Origin of the sequence: Neobacillus niacini, from assembly GCF_031456445.1 — a bacterium.
Lineage (GTDB): Bacteria > Bacillota > Bacilli > Bacillales > Cytobacillaceae > Neobacillus > Neobacillus niacini_I.
Genome location: NZ_JAVDUQ010000026.1, coordinates 65,341 through 84,962 on the forward strand (window position 1 = coordinate 65,341; position 19,622 = coordinate 84,962).

20 protein-coding genes and 1 pseudogene are annotated in these 19,622 nt (G+C 34.4%); 14 read left to right on the forward strand and 7 right to left on the reverse strand.

Annotated features, from left to right (window positions below):
- Positions 1-44: 44 nt before the first annotated feature.
- The gene (locus tag J2Y67_RS19045) at positions 45-569 is read right to left on the reverse strand and encodes an Ig-like domain-containing protein (RefSeq protein ID WP_310176502.1); all 525 of its coding nucleotides are present in this window, start codon (positions 567-569) and stop codon (positions 45-47) included.
- Positions 570-753: 184 nt separating this feature from the next.
- Here J2Y67_RS19045 and J2Y67_RS19050 point away from each other — a divergent pair, with 184 nt between their 5' ends.
- From J2Y67_RS19050 to J2Y67_RS19065, 4 genes are all read left to right on the forward strand, one after another.
- On the forward strand, positions 754-1,110 hold the full coding sequence (locus J2Y67_RS19050) for an ArsR/SmtB family transcription factor (RefSeq protein WP_310176503.1): 357 nt from the start codon (positions 754-756) through the stop codon (positions 1,108-1,110).
- Positions 1,111-1,189: 79 nt separating this feature from the next.
- Positions 1,190-2,290, forward strand: a complete 1,101-nt coding sequence (locus tag J2Y67_RS19055) for an alkene reductase (RefSeq protein WP_310176505.1) — start codon at positions 1,190-1,192, stop codon at positions 2,288-2,290.
- Positions 2,291-2,395: 105 nt separating this feature from the next.
- Entirely contained in the window at positions 2,396-3,586 is a 1,191-nt protein-coding gene (locus J2Y67_RS19060) for an MFS transporter (RefSeq protein WP_310176507.1), read from the forward strand.
- Positions 3,587-4,039: 453 nt separating this feature from the next.
- Complete coding sequence (locus tag J2Y67_RS19065) at positions 4,040-4,378, forward strand: YolD-like family protein (RefSeq protein ID WP_310176509.1); 339 nt, start codon at positions 4,040-4,042, stop codon at positions 4,376-4,378.
- 379 nt (positions 4,379-4,757) lie between these two features.
- On the opposite strand, the gene J2Y67_RS19070 is transcribed toward J2Y67_RS19065, so the two are convergent.
- On the reverse strand, positions 4,758-6,425 hold the full coding sequence (locus J2Y67_RS19070; RefSeq protein WP_310176511.1) for an Ig-like domain-containing protein: 1,668 nt from the start codon (positions 6,423-6,425) through the stop codon (positions 4,758-4,760).
- Positions 6,426-6,586: 161 nt separating this feature from the next.
- On the opposite strand from J2Y67_RS19070, the gene J2Y67_RS19075 reads away from it, so the two are divergent.
- Both J2Y67_RS19075 and J2Y67_RS19080 read left to right on the forward strand, forming a co-directional pair.
- Positions 6,587-7,177 carry a hypothetical protein gene (locus J2Y67_RS19075; protein WP_310176513.1) on the forward strand — a complete coding sequence of 197 codons (591 nt, stop codon included), beginning with the start codon at positions 6,587-6,589 and terminating at the stop codon, positions 7,175-7,177.
- A 799-nt stretch (positions 7,178-7,976) separates the two neighbouring features.
- Positions 7,977-8,084, forward strand: a complete 108-nt coding sequence (locus J2Y67_RS19080) for a hypothetical protein (RefSeq protein WP_310176515.1) — start codon at positions 7,977-7,979, stop codon at positions 8,082-8,084.
- Here J2Y67_RS19080 and J2Y67_RS19085 read toward each other — a convergent pair.
- The gene (locus J2Y67_RS19085; RefSeq protein ID WP_310176517.1) at positions 8,053-8,208 is read right to left on the reverse strand and encodes a hypothetical protein; all 156 of its coding nucleotides are present in this window, start codon (positions 8,206-8,208) and stop codon (positions 8,053-8,055) included. The two genes, J2Y67_RS19080 and J2Y67_RS19085, sit on opposite strands and share 32 nt — an antisense overlap.
- A gap of 310 nt (positions 8,209-8,518) precedes the next feature.
- Complete coding sequence (locus tag J2Y67_RS19090; RefSeq protein WP_310176518.1) at positions 8,519-8,647, reverse strand: FbpB family small basic protein; 129 nt, start codon at positions 8,645-8,647, stop codon at positions 8,519-8,521.
- A gap of 1,003 nt (positions 8,648-9,650) precedes the next feature.
- Here J2Y67_RS19090 and J2Y67_RS19095 point away from each other — a divergent pair.
- The gene (locus J2Y67_RS19095; protein ID WP_310176519.1) at positions 9,651-10,853 is read left to right on the forward strand and encodes an FtsW/RodA/SpoVE family cell cycle protein; all 1,203 of its coding nucleotides are present in this window, start codon (positions 9,651-9,653) and stop codon (positions 10,851-10,853) included.
- A gap of 560 nt (positions 10,854-11,413) precedes the next feature.
- The gene (locus J2Y67_RS19100) at positions 11,414-11,683 is read left to right on the forward strand and encodes a hypothetical protein (protein ID WP_310176521.1); all 270 of its coding nucleotides are present in this window, start codon (positions 11,414-11,416) and stop codon (positions 11,681-11,683) included.
- Positions 11,684-11,911: 228 nt separating this feature from the next.
- On the opposite strand, the pseudogene J2Y67_RS19105 reads toward J2Y67_RS19100, so the two are convergent.
- Positions 11,912-12,102: pseudogene (locus tag J2Y67_RS19105) on the reverse strand (IS110 family transposase); the annotation flags it as partial.
- A gap of 486 nt (positions 12,103-12,588) precedes the next feature.
- On the opposite strand from J2Y67_RS19105, the gene J2Y67_RS19110 reads away from it, so the two are divergent.
- The 3 genes from J2Y67_RS19110 (at position 12,589) to J2Y67_RS19120 (ending at position 14,349) form a co-directional block, all read left to right on the forward strand.
- Positions 12,589-13,074, forward strand: a complete 486-nt coding sequence (locus tag J2Y67_RS19110) for a DinB family protein (protein ID WP_310176523.1) — start codon at positions 12,589-12,591, stop codon at positions 13,072-13,074.
- 263 nt (positions 13,075-13,337) lie between these two features.
- Complete coding sequence (locus J2Y67_RS19115; protein WP_310176525.1) at positions 13,338-13,772, forward strand: hypothetical protein; 435 nt, start codon at positions 13,338-13,340, stop codon at positions 13,770-13,772.
- A 172-nt stretch (positions 13,773-13,944) separates the two neighbouring features.
- On the forward strand, positions 13,945-14,349 hold the full coding sequence (locus J2Y67_RS19120; protein WP_310176527.1) for a hypothetical protein: 405 nt from the start codon (positions 13,945-13,947) through the stop codon (positions 14,347-14,349).
- A 229-nt stretch (positions 14,350-14,578) separates the two neighbouring features.
- Here J2Y67_RS19120 and J2Y67_RS19125 read toward each other — a convergent pair whose 3' ends face one another.
- Complete coding sequence (locus tag J2Y67_RS19125; protein WP_310176528.1) at positions 14,579-15,049, reverse strand: hypothetical protein; 471 nt, start codon at positions 15,047-15,049, stop codon at positions 14,579-14,581.
- A 240-nt stretch (positions 15,050-15,289) separates the two neighbouring features.
- Here J2Y67_RS19125 and J2Y67_RS19130 point away from each other — a divergent pair, with 240 nt between their 5' ends.
- Positions 15,290-15,859, forward strand: coding sequence for a histidine phosphatase family protein (locus tag J2Y67_RS19130; RefSeq protein WP_310176529.1), 570 nt, complete (start codon positions 15,290-15,292; stop codon positions 15,857-15,859).
- A 557-nt stretch (positions 15,860-16,416) separates the two neighbouring features.
- Here J2Y67_RS19130 and J2Y67_RS19135 read toward each other — a convergent pair.
- On the reverse strand, positions 16,417-17,622 hold the full coding sequence (locus J2Y67_RS19135) for an MFS transporter (protein WP_310176531.1): 1,206 nt from the start codon (positions 17,620-17,622) through the stop codon (positions 16,417-16,419).
- A gap of 213 nt (positions 17,623-17,835) precedes the next feature.
- On the opposite strand from J2Y67_RS19135, the gene J2Y67_RS19140 reads away from it, so the two are divergent.
- Complete coding sequence (locus J2Y67_RS19140) at positions 17,836-18,414, forward strand: TetR/AcrR family transcriptional regulator (protein WP_310176533.1); 579 nt, start codon at positions 17,836-17,838, stop codon at positions 18,412-18,414.
- 713 nt (positions 18,415-19,127) lie between these two features.
- Positions 19,128-19,382: a hypothetical protein gene (locus tag J2Y67_RS19145; RefSeq protein WP_310176535.1), complete on the forward strand. Its 255-nt coding sequence runs from the start codon at positions 19,128-19,130 to the stop codon at positions 19,380-19,382.
- Positions 19,383-19,622: the final 240 nt, after the last annotated feature.

Below are 19,622 nucleotides of genomic sequence, written 5' to 3' on the forward strand. Positions count from 1 at the left end.
CAAATAAAAGGGTAGGGGTGAAATGTTAGTGAATATTGTATTAATTATTTTCCGACTTTAATCGTACGGTAGTTTTTATTTCCAGCTTTATCTATCGCGTAAACCTTTAAATACGTATTCGCTTTCTGAGTTTTTATAGCTACTGAAAATTTGCCATTTGAATAAACCGACCCTTTGCCAATAAGTGTACTTCCTCTATAAATTTTCACTGTCGCGTATTTTTCGGCGCTTCCAGTTACAATTTTAGATTTAGAAGTGACTTTATTAACACTTTGAATAGCTGGTGGCGTCTTATCTACGACTTTTAAACTCTTCGATGCACTTACATTTCCTACTTTATCTGTAGCAGTTACACTAATCGTTGTTCCGCTTTTTTGCTTCGAAATTGTAAATTTGTAGGTGCCGCTTGCTGACGCTGTTGTACTTTTTTGGTACTTGTTGTTGATAGATAATTTAACTGTTGAGATATGTCCACCAAGACCGGCACCATACCATCCGCAAATTACACCTTCTGTAATCCCTTGCTCGGTGTACCAGGGTGCATTAATTACCTCGACTCGTTTACCCATTATTGATTCTTCCTCTTCCAGCCGTAGAATCAGTATTGACGGTACGAAAACATTTTCATTCTCTGTGGTGAAGCGCAGATTTTTGCGCTTAATGGTTGGTTAACGGGTGGGTTAGAAGCGAGCATCATGAAGTGGAAATCACAATCACATTCTTAAATTAAGAAAACAGCCTTTGAATTAAAAAATGGAAAAGCACTCTCTTGACAAAGTATCTCTGATTAAATACAATATTTCTAGAAATACTGAAATAAGAATTGCTGAAAGGAGGTTTTTAGGGGTGAATGATGATATTGCAGTAAAAGTCTATAAGGCACTAGGTGAATCGACTCGTTTACAAATCGTGAAATTACTTGCGGGGCGATCAGAGTTAGCTTGCCTGGAAATGGCAAATCAATTAAAAGTCCCTGCCAATTCAACATTGACTCATCATTTAAAACCATTACTCGATTGCGGATTATTAGTAGTTCGCAGAGAGGGAACCTTCAGATATTACAGTTTACAACGAGAAGTCCTTGCACAATACGCTCCCGCTTTACTTTAGTGTTAAAGCGGAATAATTTTAAATTAAATTTCAGTATTTATAGAAATACCGAATAAATGAAATGGACGGGGGAAAATGTATGGGTCAAATTAGCAAAGAAACAAATTCTTGGGGAAATTTAAAAAATGGTTTAGAAAGTAAATTGTTTGAACCGGTAAAAATCGGAGCTTGGAATTTACGCTGTCGTATTGCAATGGCTCCTTTAACAAGATCCTTTGCAGATGATCAAACGGGGGTAGTAGGAGAGGATATTGTTGAATATTACCGAAAACGTGCTGCCGATGGAGTTGGTTTAATCATTTCAGAAGGAACGGTCATTAGTCATCGTGGAAAAGGCTATCCTGGAATTCCAGGCATTTATTCAGATGAACAAATTAAGGGATGGAAAAAAGTAACTGATGCTGTGCATAAAGAGGGAGGAACAATGATCGCTCAAATATGGCATGTTGGTCGTTTATCTCATCACGAGCTTGCTGGAAATCTGCCTCCTCAAGCACCATCAGCTATTCCAGCTGAAGGACTTGTCTCTCGTTTCCGTAAGCCATATGATGTTCCTGAAGAAATGACAATTAAAGATATTAATGAAGTAATCAATCAATATGCGCAAGCTGCAAAAAATGCAATAGCAGCAGGTTTTGACGGTGTGGAAATTCACGGTGCCCACGGCTACTTAATTGACCAATTTAATTCAGATATAACAAATCATCGTACAGACGAATATGGTGGTGACCTTGCTCAAAGATTAACGTTTATGAAGGAAGTAATTAAAGCAGTTATTGACGCAATCGGTACAGAACGAACAATGATCCGATTCTCTGCTCATAAAGCAGATATACCAAATTACATGTGGGAAGATCCAGAAATGGCTATTCGTACATTTGTTGAGGCATTTAAGGAAGCGGGTGCAACAATGATTCACCCATCGATTATGCAATTTGATCGAGTGCTTGCAGAGGGAAAAACGATGCATCAATTAGTCCGAAAATACTGGGACGGTGTCATTATTGGGGTGGGTACATTAAATCCAGAAATGGCGAATCAGGCGATTGAAGAAGGAATCATTGATGTCGCTGCTTTCGGACGTCCATTCATTTCTAATCCTGATTTTATTCATCGTTTGAAAAATGGTATAGAATTGGAAGAATACGATGTCAAGAAGCATCTTAATACATTAATTTAAAGCACTAGAATAGAATGAAGCTTATATAGCTTCTATCTTTTGTATATTATTTCAGTATTTATAGAAACATAGAAATTAATAGTGATAATGAGGAGAAAATTTCACATGTCAAATACAGTAAAGATTTATATTTTAGCATTGATAAGTTTTTTAGTTGGTACTTCACAGTACATCATCTCAGGTATTTTGGATAAAATGGCAGATGCTCTAGGAGTGTCAATTGGGGCGGCTGGTCAATTAATTACAGTCTTTTCATTAGCCTATGCAATCGGTACACCTATATTAATGGTGTTAACGGCTAAAATGGAAAGACGTAAATTACTGATCTATTCGTTATTTGTTTTTATTGTAGGAAATTTACTTTCAGTGATAGTTCCAGGATATGGATTATTTATGATTACTCGCATTATAATGGCCTTAAGTACTGGGGTAGCGGTCGTTACCGTTTTAAGTATCGCAGCAAAGATCGCACCTGCTAATAAAAAAGCAAGTTCAATTGCAACAGTTGTCATGGGATTTACCGCATCATTAATCATTGGCGTTCCGATTGGACGTTTTATTACATCTACCTATGGCTGGAAATTTGTATTTATCGGTATAGCATTATTAGTGTTACTTGTCATTTTTATTGTTTTAAATACAATACCAAAAATGAATGGTGATGCTTCAATCCCTTTAACGAGACAAATTGCTATGTTCAAACAACCAAAAATTGCGTTAGCATTATCAATCACCTTCTTTTTAATGACAGGGTACGGGATTATTTTTACTTATTTATCTCCATTCCTTGTAAATACTGTAGGTATGAGTGATCATCTTATAAGCATTACTTTACTTGTTCTTGGAGTTGCAAGCTTATTTGGTTCTAAACTAGGTGGCTTAAGTGCAGATAAAAGAGGCGTAATTTTCACATTAAAAAGAGGGTTACTTGTAAACGTAACATCTTTAGTCGTACTTTTATTTGTATCACATTCAATTATTGCAGTATTTATTATATTGACAGTCTGGTCATTTGCAGGCTGGTCATCAGGTGCAACTCAGCAATATAATTTAGCAACGATATCACCTGAATCCTCAGATGTGTTGCTGGGTCTGAACCAGTCAATGATGCAATTAGGTTTTGCGGTTGGTGCAGGTTTAGGTGGAGTAATTGTGGGGCAAATATCATTAACTTCAATTCCTTGGTTCAGTGCGTTAAGTGTTATGTTTGCAAGTATTACAACCTTTGGATTATCACGTTTGTTAAATAATAAAAAGGTAGTCGAGCAAGTTTTTACGGCACATGAGCGAGCTTGATCAAATTGGGGCGGTATACGCACATATCGAAAGAATCGTTAATAAACCAAGTTGAGAAGTACTCCGCATTAAATCAGATAACTGGAAAGCTTAATAAAACGATAAATTCATTGCGTCACCTAAACGGTGGCGTATTTTTTATTTAACAATATTTAAGTTTAAGGAATATGATAAAAGAGGGGGTGAAGAAGGATGTCCAATTTTTTGCAGGGTTCTTATGTATCAGTTCATTTTAATGACGGGACAGTAATAGAATTAATATTTATTTCGTTACATGATTCTTATTTTATGGGAATCAATAACTTTGGACATACGACTTTAGTACCTTTTGCTAATGTTAAGTACATCGAAAGTTAAAATTTTTTAACGCGTTCTAATGAAGAGAGGCGTTTTTATTTTATATTCATATAGAACGTTTGTTCGTATATAATAAGAACGAAGGAGATGACCAATATGACAATTCGTGACCGAGGTATGAAGAAATGGCAATTTGCGTTTGGTATGCCGGAGCTAATAAAGGGTCAGCGTGATTTGTGGCGCGACCAGGAACGGATAGTAAAGCCGATTGTCGACGTCTATGAGCTCGAAGAATTCGACCAGCGGATATCTTACGCTATGGAATACAATTTTGCGGTGATTATTACAATATGGTCGGACGGATTCACTTCGGATATAAATGGGCGGATACACTATTTGGATCCTATTACACATCAGCTGCGGGTTGAAGCGGAGTCAGGAGAGTTTCACCGGATTAATTTTGATGATGTTATTGGAGTGGTTGTCGTGGATTAGCCGGACATCGCTCCACGAGATAAGCGTGGCTTTAAGGTTCATAGTTGTTCCTCCTTTAAGGCGCAAAGTTTTCAAAACTGCTTGAAACTTGCGTGCAAGGGTCTGATGGGTCCGATTCCAACACAGTCTTGCCAACTCAGTTATATCAAGTGTTCTAAGATGATTTTAGAAAATGGTTCTTTGTCCGAAAATAGGTAAATATTACATAGATTGACACAAGTTTAACTTACATACTATTTACTTAATGAGCTATTCAAATTGCTGGGCGGTTTAAAAACGCCAAATTTTCAAAAGTAATGCACTTCTCCACTTTTATTTCCAGATTGCTACAAAAAAATACGATGCAATAAGAAATTCACTTCTTATCACATCGTATTAATTATTTTCCGACTTTAATCGTACGGTAGTTTTTATTTCCAGCTTTATCTATCGCGTAAACCTTTAAATACGTATTCGCTTTCTGAGTTTTTATAGCTACTGAAAATTTGCCATTTGAATAAACCGACCCTTTGCCAATAAGTGTACTTCCTCTATAAATTTTCACTGTCGCGTATTTTTCGGCGCTTCCAGTTACAATTTTAGATTTAGAAGTGACTTTATTAACACTTTGAATAGCTGGTGGCGTCTTATCTACGACTTTTAAACTCTTCGATGCACTTACATTTCCTACTTTATCTGTAGCAGTTACACTAATCGTTGTTCCGCTTTTTTGCTTCGAAATTGTAAATTTGTAGGTGCCGCTTGCTGACGCTGTTGTACTTTTTTGGTACTTATTGTTGATAGATAATTTAACTGTTGAACCTGCCTCAGCTTTTCCTGTAACCGTAGTAGAAAGATCTGACACACTATTCATTGAAGGAATAGCTGGTTTAGTCTTATCAATTGTAAAGATGATTTTCGTTGTGTTACCTTCTTCATCTTTAACAACTAAAGTGTATGTACCGCCTTTTTTAATTGTTTGACCTTTTGTAAAGGGAACACCATTCAATATAGCAGTACCTTCATCAAAAGAGATTGTCACATCTTTATTATAAGCAGCATTATTTTTGACTCCAGTTACAATTGGAGCAACAAAATCTTTCTTTTTGGCGACATAGGCAGAAGCTATATAACCTGAAGATTTACCATCGGTTGATGTTACATGGAACCAATTAAAAACGTTTTGGCTATCTTTATCTGGTTCTCCTGTATCTAGTTCTTCTGTATATTTGAAATCTCCATCCAAAATAAAAGTCTTATTTAAAGGTTGTGTTGTTCTCTTTGATGACGTATTAGCCTGTTCTCTTAATGGTGCTCCATCTCTTGTTACTCTTACTATTTCACCTTTTTTCAGTAAATAAACAGATTCATGAAGTTCATTAGGTAAAACATATTCTAACTTATTAAACTTAATATTTGCGCTACTGTTGGAATCATAACTAAAATCATCATACTCAAATGGAAAATTAGCTAGAGTTGTGTTACTTAAGAAGCTTTGTACTTTAATATTTTTAAAGACATTATCTTGATAAGTATCCCAATTTCTAGACCCGTCACTACGTTTTATTGGACTATTTACCGGCACAGTTCCGTTGTATGCCATAACTGGAAAATACCAGTTTTCAATTGCTTCTCTTCCAGTACCTTTTATCCCAGGCAATTTTAAAGCTTCTAACCAACAGTACTTTTCATTTAAAATATTTACACCTTGATTGATATTATAAATAATATCTCTTTTAAGTCTTTCTGGATCTGGGTCAGTATCAGTTACTTGCATAATTCCATATCCTTTACCATCAGAAACGACCTGACCGTTTTCAAACTGTTTCCAACCAGAAGATTCTTTCTCAGCGATCCCTTTCACAACTTCAGGTGGTATATTCTTACTTAATGCTGCATTCGTTAACAAACAATTAATTTGTTGAAAGTTTGGATTTTCATTCGGTTTAATATCACCCATTGGTAAACATTTTTTAGACCAATCCATTTCTTCTGCTGAAGCTTTTCCAGCAACTAAACCAACAGAAAGAGTTGCTAATAAACCTACTTTTAATAAGATTGCTTTCAATATTCCACTTCCTAATCTTTAAAAATATTTGTCTATTTCTCTATTGTATCACTTTTTTAATATTCTAAAATCAATTAAAATAGCAGAAAAAGTGACTCAGAAAATCGTCAGCGGGTGGTTTATTATTAAATTGCCTGATTAATATAAATTGGGGGATTGAGATGAGAAAGTATTTATTAACATCAGCACTCTGTTTAGGAATAATGGTTGTAATTTATTTTTTGGCATTGCGCCCTACGAGACCTACAAAACCTACAATTTCTGCTCGTCCTAATGTGCCAAGTACATCCTTGGAAGAAAGAATCTGTGAAAAAGTAACGGTACAATTTGGAGATTGCAAAAAAATCCTTTTGTTCGATACGAATTCAAATTTAGTTTTTGCTGAAAGTAGTTCAGGAATCATTCCTGTGCTTACCAATAAAGGGTTTACTGACTTTAAAAAGTTTATTTTTCCAATGATGGATTTCCAGGAGTTTAACGAAGAGAAAGAGGAGAATGGACCAATAGACTGGAGAGCCAAAAATAATGTTCAAAAGAATTTTTCCATTATATATGGATTTGCCAGAGATGATGCAAAGACCATAATAATTAATAGTGAAGGCAATATACAGCCAAACAGGTTTTTCGTCAGGGATAACTTGTGGGTATGGTATGTTACTTTCCAGAAAGATAAAGTTAAATTGCCAGTTAAGGTAACCGTTTATGATGTAGATGGTCAAATTATTTTTGGAGGAAACGAAAATAAATATTGAAGGTTGAAAAAAGGATGGGTACTATATACCAAAATTAATTCGCTAGGCTAGCAGGAGTAACAGATCACATATCTACGGAATATTTGTGTTAAAAAATATTGCTAATCCAAAAGTCATATGATAATAAGAGGTAAGCGTATACAGAACGGAGTGCAACTGTTAAATCAGGCAAAACCGATTACCTTAGAAAGAGGTAGGGTTTTGCCTTTTTCTATTATCGGAGGTAATAAAGTGAAAATTGGGAAAATATTACTCATTTACTCGAATCTCTGTACCTAAGAATAAAGAGAGGATACTAATTTCTCTTTCTCGATCACGCTTAAAATATTTAAACTGAGAAGGGGAGAGGGAGAGGTTCATAATCTCCTTTTATATTGATAACCATTCAATGTCTGTATCACTAATTAACAGGAATCTAGTAAATAAATTAGGTTATAAATTTTTCCTTCTTTATTTATACACTAAAATGATCTATCAAGATTTGAAAAGGTAGGTATAGTATTACTTTACAACAAATCAAAAAGCAGATAAAAACTTGGAAAATTAAACTAAGAATAAAGAACCACCAGTCTTGGATTGGTGGTTTTAAATTTGTTAAATTCTCTTATTCAAATTAAAAAATCTTCTTACAGGTGAAAATTTCTTATGTTGGTGTCGAAGGTGCTCTTTGTCCATTTGGATGTATTTCCTAGTCGTTTAATATCTCTCCATTCGGCAATATCTTATAATCGTATGATGCCAAGATAGAATCTTTACATTTGATGACATATGCGAAGATGAACATACAAAAGCCCGGGAAATGCTTATAGAAGTGAATCATCCAGTGGCAGGAACAATGAAAATACCGGGAAATCCAGTAAAATGTGGTAAGAATCCTAAACAGCCGTTGCAAAGCAAGAATCATTGAAATAGATAATCTCTGAAAGGATTTTGTTACCCTGAATTTTCTCAAAAGTTTCTCTTGCTTCTCTTTCTGTGTCAAACTCAAACATAATAGTATGTTCTTTTGAATGGACAGTAATTACCCACATTAATAAAATCCCCCAATTAAAAGATAAATTTTTACCCCTGTTTTGTGAATGGATAAGTGACTTTAGAAGTGATTAAAGCTAGTAGGAGTTTGGTTATTTCTAAAAAGGATGATTATAACATCCTCATGTCGATTGTGATTATTACGATTTATTGACATTTTTGTATTTCGAGATTCATACTTTACCTAGATTCCCCCTACTGGAGGAGGCGAGTGTTATTCCACAAACGGGCCATTTAATAAAATAACTTACTTTAAAGGAAACTGGATATTTATGTTGAAATACAGATAAGAGCCATTTTATATCAATGTTATTTTCCATTGGCAATTATTTTGGTGTCAACTTTTTTCTCTATATCGCTCAGTTTACTTTGATTTGATAAAATCTCACGTTTATTTTTTTCAATCATTTTTTGTAATGTACTGCTAATCTTTTTCATAGTATCATCTCTTTTCAACATACAGATTTTAATAAATATGTCATAATTCGTTAAATGCATACAAGATATTATTGAGGTTTTAATAGCCTTCAAAGTTTTGTGCCTTAAACAAGTGCGACAAGTGCGGGGGTCCTTTTTTCGTTTATGTATCTAGCATGCTTAACCGAGAATTGGAAAGCAGAAAAATAGTAAACAAACCAACAGTTCAATTATTAATTATTCCATCCAATTATTAGTCATATAGTTATTATGTATTTCTTTAAAGTCATCCTCATGCATAGAAGGTAAGTTAATATATAAAAGAGTATAAATAACTGTAGTGAAGTATATTGATAAAAAGATATTTTCCATGACAGATACCCCATTTTAGTCTTCAGATTTTTATATCAAAAAAAGATTTTACTGTTTCTTTGGAAAAACTGTATTTATCAATCACAATCATATTATATAAGCAGTTTTTTAAGTTCTAATGGATTTTATGTAAAGGTTTATTAAATATTAATTTAATTGACTGTGGCGTAGCTGATTGGGTTCAATCGTTTTTATTTTTTTGATGTACTTAACACACTTCCTGAAATTAAGCAAATAACACCTGCTACTTTAAGTGCAATTCTTCTCAATCAATTGAAAAAAAATCATTCCTTTTGAAGAGTGTTACTACCCATTGCTAAATACAAACACCTTATATTTAAGGTGTTTTTCGTTTCTTATTCGTCTTCCTTTTAACTCGAATTTCCTTATATAAAATTATTTCTGATATCTTTCCCAGTCGAATAAAAAATATAGTTTATGCTCGGATACTATTAGTTTTGACATATTTTTAAAATTAAGCTGCGATTATTCATAAAATAATCCAATTATAGTTTATTTGTAATAAAATCCTAATACTTTTTTGCTATAGTAAAGCTGAAATTACCTTTTCTTATACAAAGTAAGATTTAGTCTTAATTTATGATACATAACTACTAAAAATTTTTTAGAAATTAATAAAGAGGAGGAAATGATGTTTAAGAAAATTGTAAAATCCTATGATTATACTTTAATTATTGCGATAACTTTATTATCTCTCTTTAGTTTAATCATGGTCTATAGTGCGAGCATGGCTACTGCTGTAGAAAGATATGGAGTTTCCAGTGATTATTTCTATCAGAAACAAAAATTATTTTTACTATGTGGTGCTTTTTTCTTTGTTATTACTGCCTTATTCCCTTATAAAGCCTTGAAAAGCAAAAAAGTACTTATAACGATTGTTTTTTCATCCATTTTTATCCTAATGGCTCTTTTTCTCTTTGGACATGTGGCTGGAAATGCACAAAGTTGGTTTAAAATTGGACCGTTTAGTATTCAGCCGGCAGAATTTGTTAAGCTTTGTGTGATTATTTATTTATCTGCACAGTATGCTAAAAAACAGGAATATATAAATGAATTTAAAAAAGGGGTTATACCTCCTTTAGTTTATTTAGGAGTAGTTTGTATATTAATTGCCATTCAACCGGATTTCGGTACAGTTGAACTTATTTTATTATTTTCTGGAGCTATCATTATTTCTTCTGGAATCAATATTAAAAATTTATCGAAACTAGGTACACTTGGTGTTATAGTACTGTTACCATTTTTTCTTCTTTTTTATAATAAAATTTTCACATCAACTCGAATGAATCGTTTTGAAATTTTAAAAGATCCATTTAAGTTCCAAGAAACCTCTGGATACCACCTTGTAAATTCATACATAGCAATTGGTAATGGTGGAATAAATGGATTAGGATTGGGAAAAGGGATCGAAAAGCTTGGTTATTTGCCAGAATCACATACAGACTTTATTATGGCTGTTATTGCTGAAGAGTTAGGAATATGGGGTGTTGGTTTTGTAATCATTACATTAGCGTATATAGTGTTAAGAGGGATTTATATTGCATTGCAATGCAAAGATCCATTTGGAAGTTTACTTGCTATCGGTATTTCAAGCATGATCGGCATCCAAGCTTTTGTTAATCTTGCTGGGATCTCTGGTCTCATCCCACTTACTGGTGTCCCCCTACCATTTGTCAGTTATGGAGGATCTTCTCTGATTCAATTAGCAATTGCTGTAGGAATTTTAGTCAATGTTTCAATGTTTGTTAATTACGAAAAGAAGTATAAAAAACAACAGAAACAAAACGTTGAAAATAATGTTAATAGGAAAAATATTTATTATCTTACAAAATAAAGTGGACATATTTTTTGTCTACTTTGTTTCTATACGGATCTTTATAGGGACGGTAACTGAGATGTTTCCCTCCTATCCGACAAAAGCAACAAGTTTAGGATGAGATAGTACGATGCTAAAATTGATAATGTGAAAAGCTTAGAGGCGAAGTATTTATTCACTGGAAATTTCCTTTTGAATTTCAATCCAAAAGGTTTCAACTTAATCAAAGGTTCTGAAATCAGAATGAAGATTTGAAGCTGTTACACGCTTGAACAAACCGTTCCGTCTGAGAACGCGTTTATTGTAGATACTGTTGAGAGATTAATGGGGCAGGTTACATTAATAGGAAGTGAAAAAATAAATGACAAAAATTTAAAAAGGGCACCCGAATGGGTGTCTTCTTTATTAATCAAATATTAATGTTAATTTATAAAACATTTTTTTGTTAAGGGAAAATTAATTTTGAAATTTTAGAATTTAGAAAAAGATAAATGGAGGTTTTTTATTGATTAAAATTTTTGATTACTAATTCCCCTTGTAAAAGACTTGTTAAATTTGAATGTTGAGAGGGTGATAGCATGTTAAATGATCTTGAACTAAAGCTTTTATTTGTTCTTTATAAATTAAAATATAACTATGATCAGCCGATAATATTTAAAGATCTAGGATTTAAAAATAATGGTCAGGCTATACCTCATCTAAATAAGCTTTGTAGTCTTGAGTATATTGATTATGACGTTGGTCAAATAATTAATACTGTTGAAGGAAATCATGAAAAAATTCAAGTATGGTCTGGAGAAATTGATTTACTTGATAAAGGATATCAAGAAGTTCAAAAACTTTTATAAAAGTCTCTCATTCGAGTGACTTTTTTATTTTTCCTAAAAATAGGGAAGTGAGTATTTGGCACACAAAATTGTTCAGGGAGACAATGGGGTAGAAATAAACATACCTATTTTCACAAAAAAATGAATTTTAATTAGACACGAATTTCAATTAACATTAGAAAAATGAGGGGAAGATTATGTCTTAGTGCTTTGAATAAATTAAGCTTTAGTAGATTAAAGGGAAACTAACAACTGTCGATGGGTTAACTGCGTATTCCACGTTTTTTTATAAGGTTCCAATTCCTCTATATAGTACAGCAAGCAGAGATTTCTGCAATCGATTACATCTGTCTTTACTTTTCGTAAGGAAGAGCTTTTGGCACGATAAGAAACTAGGGGATTAATCAAAAAAGTAAATATCTTCTTTCCTCGAAAAACTGGGTACCCCTGGTACTTCTTACAGTGTCATAGCTTCGCTTGTTATATGAGATAATGGTCACAACCAGCCAAAACATGTTTAAGCAAGTAGGGGGCGAACTGTTTAGTTGACGGGATCATTGTCCCACGGGCAGGTACGTTCTACCCCGGCTTACGTAATAATAAAACCAAATAAAAAATGATCAATCAGAAATATCTGGCTGATCTTATAATACGAACGGGAATGTTAATTTCATAGTCTTTGCCTTCCGTAATATCACTCGGTTCAGCTTTTTCTGATTTACCTTTCTTCAGAAAAAATAACAATTAACTTGCTTAAGTTCCAGCCACATTGCCATTAGGTGGCTTTGTCTTATTTAGCTAACTGCTTCAGTTGAACAAGGAATTTATACTATGTCTATTGAAATAGTAATACTAAATAAGGTTTTTTAATATTCCTAAAGTATATTTTAACGGTTAATTTATTTTCTTATTGCGGAGGGGTTTTATTGCAAACACTTTTTAGATATAACTGGATGGTAAGAGAAGACTGGTATCGTTGGTGTGAAGAGTTAAGTGAAGAAGAGCTTTTGCAAAACCGAACGGGTGGAATGGGAAGTATATTGCATACACTATTCCATATTGTTGATGTCGAGTGGAGCTGGATACGTCTCTTACAGGGTAAAATTGACTTTCAGGAGAGTTTCGATAATTATAAAAGCTTGAACAAGGTTCGAAAATTGGATGCAGAATTTCATTTAGAAGTAGAGAACTTTGTGAACAACTGGGATGCTAGTATGGAAAATCAATTATTTTACGATACCCTGCCAAATGGAAGAATTGTAACGGATACTTGGGGTGAAGTTATGCGACATGCCATTGCTCACGAAATTCACCATATAGGACAATTATCAATTTGGGCAAGAGAATTGGGAAGAAAGCCAGTTTCTGCAAACCTTATCGGTCGGGGTCTTTCCTCTCATTCGAAAAAATAATTCAAATAGATATTTAATTTATTCAGTTTCTGTTCATTAACGGATGCGATGCTCTAAAGTGGCATCGCCTTTTCCATTGTCTAATGACGGGACTGGTTTATGGAGCAAAAAAGTGTTTGTGAAGCTTTGTACTTAAACAAACAGGTGCGTTTCTACAATAGTGGAGACGCATTTTTTCTTATTGAAGTAACGGGGCAGGTTAGTGGAATAAGGAAAAAATACCCAATCTTATTGTGTAATCATAAAAATGGGGTGATTTTGATTTGGAGAACGTTCCAAATGTACGAAAAATATTACTTGATGAAGAAATAGATGAACAGGAATTTGTTGAAATAATCTCACACATTTACAAGAAAGACTGTTACATTTATGTAGTTATTCCTGAATGTGAACAAGAACTACTCAATGAAGTTTCAAATGACTTTATTGAAGTTAATAAATTCCCATTACCAAGGTTTTTTCCAAAGGAAATGGGCTTATTAGGGTATATAAATGACAGTCAAAAAAGATACATTTATGAGTTTTATTTACGGTCTACTACAATGGACTATCTGGTTTTTTCCGAGACTGATGTATCAGAACAATTAAGGAAAATAACAAAGAATAACTTGGACATTTTCAAAATGTTTGAGGTAAATAAAATACCCCATCTAACCATTGGTCCCGACGGTCAATGGCTTAATGTAGTTCAGTTTTGATTCGAGAATCTTCTTCAAGTAACGGGTGCAAGAGTTAAAGAGGGAACTGCTGCAGTACCCTTTTCTTGTTGCGCTAACGGCGCAGGATAGTTTAACAAGGAAATGGATTTATATGGTAAAGTGAATGCAAAGATGTGTTTAATCAAATTTCTAAAGAAAAGAGGTGAAAAAATTGGAAGTGGGCGACTATTTTCCTTTGGTACCTTTATTAGTTGTTGTTGCTGTTGTACTACATCGCTCAAGAGTATTTCCTGATATTGTTAAATATATTGGTTATGGATACTTCTTTGTACTTACGTTGGTATTCATCATAGTGAGAGAAAGAATTAGTCACCTTTATGAACATCCTCCTATTCCTGATATTTATTGGAAGAAAAATTCAGATTGGTCTGATATAGGGCTTTTACTATATTTAGTGCCAACAGCAGTAATATTTCTAATCTTATGCTTTTCTTGGTTTAAAAGAGAGAAAGACTTTAAAGGAAAAATTCTTATGTCTCTTTTCTTTGTAGCTGGAATGGGATTGCTTTTCGTTTATGCTTTTTTCTTTAGTATGACTTTGGGATATAGTCCGTAAAATAATTTTCTTAAAGGAACGGGTGCTATACTTGAACAATGGGGGTCACTGCGACTGCCCTTTTTTTGTTGAACTAAAAGGGCAGGTTATTGGAATAAGGAGTTGGTTATGAATGGCGCATTTGACACAAAAAGCGACGCAAAAAAAAACGGAATAGTAAACGCAAAAAATATCAAAGAAATTGCTTTGATGTTTTAAAAACCTTTTCCATTAACAAATAGATATTTTATTAGATATTTTTATTATAAATCGTTTCTTGCCATCTGTGATAACCATAAATAATTATCGACAAAGAGACAAAGAGAACAAATCTGCCCCAAGGAGTAATGTTTATTAGTTGGTAAATTTTTAATTTATCTTGAAACAAATAATGAATGGGGAAAATCGCAAACATAAAGTCTAATATTAGATTTGTTATCATATACACCCAAAATTTCCTATATGTATAATAAAAAATCCAAAGAGTTATTATCAAAAAAGCTCCTAAAATTCCAGGCATAAAAAAATGTTTGAACCATGGTATTATTGTGACTTTTACAATCCAATGCTTTTGATTGTAAGCTATAACATTATAAAGAAGCATTAAAAAAGACGCAAAAATAGATACAGGCATAAATCGCTTTATATCGTCCTTCTTTAGAAAAAACAAAGAGAACCAAGGAGCAATAAGAATAGTCCATAATACAATTTTATTTATCATATTGCAGCTCCTTCTAAAAGTATGAAGTTAATATTTGTTTTTTTAGGAGTGTATATTCAATAAATTTCTTAAGTTATGAAAAGAATGCTTAAAGTCACACTTCGAATAAAATGTGCAGTAAATGAGTAAATAGTTCTTGTTAAACTAAAGGGGCAGGTTAGTGGAAGAAGGATTTCTTAATTCTTTTATAGAATAACAGTTAATGGTAGTAATTAACGTGCAAATTCTAGGAGAAGAATTATGGAAATATCATTGATTAGACATGGAAAATCACAACTAACTGAAAATGATAAAATAACTTGTTTGGAATTTAAGCAGTGGGTTGATAAGTATGATTACAACGGTGTGTTTGAAGAGTCAACATTTCCCTCGGCAACCCTTGAAAAAGTTGCAACTGCAAATATTGTTATTACGAGTGATTTAAAAAGGGCTGTTGATTCTGCAAGATTATTAAATCCAGTAACGGAAATCATTACTGACCCTTTATTCCGAGAAACGGAGTTACCTTCTAATTCATCCCAATTATTTAATGTGAAATTAAAGCCCAATATCTGGGCAATTGTATTAAGAATACTATGGTTCAGTGGCTATTCAAACGAGTGCGAGTCTCTGAATCAAGCAAAATTTAGGGCAAATAAGGCATCGCAACAGCTAATTGATTATGCTAATGAATATAAATCGGTAGCTTTAGTTGGACACGGTTTTTTTAATATGTTAATTGCTAAAGAGTTACAGAAAAAGGGTTGGAAAGGTACAAGAAAAAGGGATGCAAAGCATTGGAATTGTATGTCATTTAAGCTGTTCAACTAAAGGGTACAGATGTTCAACAAAAGGTCGCTGCTGCGACTTTTTTTCTTCTTCAACTATCTGGCAGGTTAGTTCAAGTACAATATTTCATAATTATAGAAAAAGCCAATCATCCTACTTAGGGGTAGCGTCAGCAAAACGCGAATTTACAACATTAAGAAGTCTAAGAAGATAAAATGTTTGAATTAACCCAAGCTAAGAATCGTTTCTCTGTGGCATAAAGTACCTTTCAGGGATGACATATTGCGAAACTCCCATTTTTCACCTTATGGCACACTCTTTTCTGACATATCAGGTCTGTCATAATGCATCTTTTTGACAGTTGCCATACATGAAAAATACTTTATATTACTGTTGTTGTTTAAAAACGTTAGTCATTTTATTACATTTAGGGCTATTTAATGGAGTAAGGCTCTCAAACGAAAAACACCGACCTGCTTATAGTCGGTGTTTTGTTTACAGCGCCTAGGAGAATCGACTTCCTAACCTCATCGCTGCTTGCAATGTGCTCTCCCGCCTTTGGAAGTTTCACTGCTCTGAATGAATCATCTGCAAGGGTTTCAACGTCCTTTGCAGAAGGTTCTTTTTTCAGTAAGAAAGTAAAGTAAGGCTAAAAGAGGCATAACAACTCCAATTAGAGATGTGAAACTCCAGCCGCCATGGGCATAAGACCAACCGCCCAAAGAAGAGCCAATTGCTCCGCCAATGAAAAATATAGACATGAAAAGCCCGTTCAGTCGGCCTCTTGCTTCACTCCCCAATGAATAAATCTCCCGCTGTCCAAGTACTAGATTTCCCGATACGGCCGCATCCAGCATAATAGCGGCAAGAATGAGCAATATGAGAGCTGTTGTTGAATGGCCTTGAAAAATATATGCCAGCAAAAACGACAAGGTGGCAATAAGCATTGCCAATCCGGTCAAAAATCGGGTCCAACCCTTATCGGCAAGTCTTCCAGCTATAGGTGCTGCTATCGCGCCTCCCATACCTACCAATGCAAACAAAGCGATGCCTTGCTGGGACATTCCGAAATCATCCACCAATCGTAAAGGAACCACAGTCCAAAACAGGCTAAAGGCTCCAAATAAACAAGCTTGATAAATACCCCGGCGGCGTAATATAGGCGTTTGTTTTAAGAGGGCGCCTAAAGAGATAATTAATTTACCGTAGTTTATCGTAGGTGAAGGTCTACGCTCAGGGAGAATACGTGACAACAGAACCGTCAATAGAGCGATAACAATTGCCGACAAAGCAAATACTGTTTGCCATCCCCAAATGCTGGTTATAAAGCTTGCCACCGGCCTGGCAAACATTATCCCAAGTAAGAGTCCACTCATCACGTTTCCAACCACGCGACCGCGCTGTTCTTCAGACGCTAAATGGGCGGCATAGGGAACTAGTATTTGGGCTACCACAGATCCCAGTCCAATAAACAGGGACGCAGTCAGGAAAGATAGCGCATTGCGGGCGAAAGTTGCCGCAAGCAATGCACATACCACAACAATTAGTGATACTGCCACGAGACGTCGATTTTCAAAAATGTCACTAAGCGGTACGATAAACAGCAGCCCTACAACATAACCGATTTGTGTTAAGGTAACAATTAATCCTGCTGCTGCCGAAGAAAGACCTATAGAGACACTAATAGGTCCTACCAGAGTTTGCGCATAATAAAGATTAGCAACGATAAGACCACATGCGGATGCTATCAGAAACATAATCCAGCTTGAAATGCGTTTACCCTCTATAATTTGATTCGTTTTCATTGTAATCCTCCCCCATTTTCATTTTTTATTTGTGTGGCAGGGCAAGCAATATTCAGTACTGCCATCGCAAATTAAATAATGAACGTATAGTTTAGAAATTCATATTCCAATAATATACTGAACGTACAGTTTTGTAAATACCCATTTTTTCTTTTTGTTAAATATTTAGTATAATGAACGTATAGTTTTTATTGTAAAAGGGGAGGATTTCGAATGAATGCCAAAAGAGGACGTCCACGTAATGTTGAAACGCAAAAGTCTATCCTTTCTGCTTCATATGATTTATTGTTGGAAAATGGCCTTGGAACAGTCACTGTAGAGAAAATTGCTGAGCGGGCAGGGGTTAGTAAAGCCACCATATATAAATGGTGGACCAACAAAGCAGACGTTGTTATGGACGGCTTTCTAGCTGCTGCTGCGGCAAGACTGCCGGTTCCCGACACGGGTTCAGTATTTAATGACATACTTATCCATGCCACTAGTTTAGCTCGGTTTTTGACCAGTCGGGAAGGTAAAATCATTAAGGAGCTGATTGGTGAAGGGCAAATGGATTCAGGATTGGCGGAGGCATATCGGACCAGATACTTCCATCCTCGCCGGCTTGAGGCTAAGCAACTTTTGGAACGGGGGGTTCAGCGAGGAGAATTGAGGGAAAATCTCGATCTCGATTTAAGTATTGACCTCATTTACGGACCAATTTTCTATAGATTGCTAGTGATAGGTGAAAATTTGGATGATGTTTATGTTGAAAATTTAGTGAAATATTCATTTACAGGAATTAACTCAATTTGAATAGATACCCTAATCTTACCCATCGGACGCTTTATTGGAGTAACGAAAAAGGTCAATTTCCCAATTTTACTGAGAAATTGGGCTTTTTATTTTTGAATTTCCTTAACGTTGTAAATTCGCGTTTTGCTGACGCTACCCCCCACTCAGGAGAATCGGCTTTTCTTTCTTTATTGGTTACTTATCTGGATAGTTGTTTTGAAGGACTAAACATGAAGTTTCTGAGTGCTCTAACTAAAAAAATTTCGTCTCTTTCTATACAATAAAATACAGATTGTGAAGAATTGTACTTAAACAAACGGGTGCAAGAGTTAAAGATTGGGTTGCTGCGGAATCTCTTTTTTCTTGTTCCACTACCATGAAAATAAGTTTCCTCGGGATTTGAAAAATGACAATACTTAAGAAAACCCTGCTCAATTGTTAAAAAAAGAGGAGAGCGTTAATTAATAAGTCTATGAATTGGTTGACTGGATTAAGGTCAGTATCAGTATTGACACTTCCTAACTATTTTCATTCTCTGTGGTGAAGCGGTGATTTTTCGCTTCATAGATGGCTAACGGGTTCAAGAGTTAAAGAGGGAACTGCTGCAGTACCCTTTTCTTGTTGCGCTAACGGGGCAATTTAGTTGAAGAAGGATTTCAATTTTTTTATGGGAAAATGAGGTAATTTAGATTACAATTAAATCAATCCCTTACAGCAAAGGTGGTTAATTTTTTATGCCAGATAAATTACTTAGTTACTTCCAGTTTCTTTTTCCTATTTTAGCAATTCTTTGTTTAATAACGGGTATTTTCAGTTCTTACACCATTCAAATATCACTTGGTTTGCTATTAGTCGGATTCTTTTTTTCAATTTACTTAGTTATTCTGAAGAAATTAATACTTTGGGGTATGATTAATATTTCGCTCACCATTTTTATAATTATTGCAGGGGTAATTACTTACTTTGGTATGATTTCATCAGGGGTATAGATTAAAAAAGACGCAAGAGTTGATTACATCAACTCTTTTCTTATTGAAGTAAAGGGTGCAAGAGTTAAAGAGGGAACTGCTGCAGTACCCTTTTCTTGTTGCGCTAACGGCGCAGTTTAGCTCAATAAGAAAAATATTCAAATCATGGTTAATTGACTGCTTCAAATTTGTTACAATTACTAACTGAGAAGTTATTAAACATATTAAGATAAACAGTAGAATGAGGTAATGCAATGACAT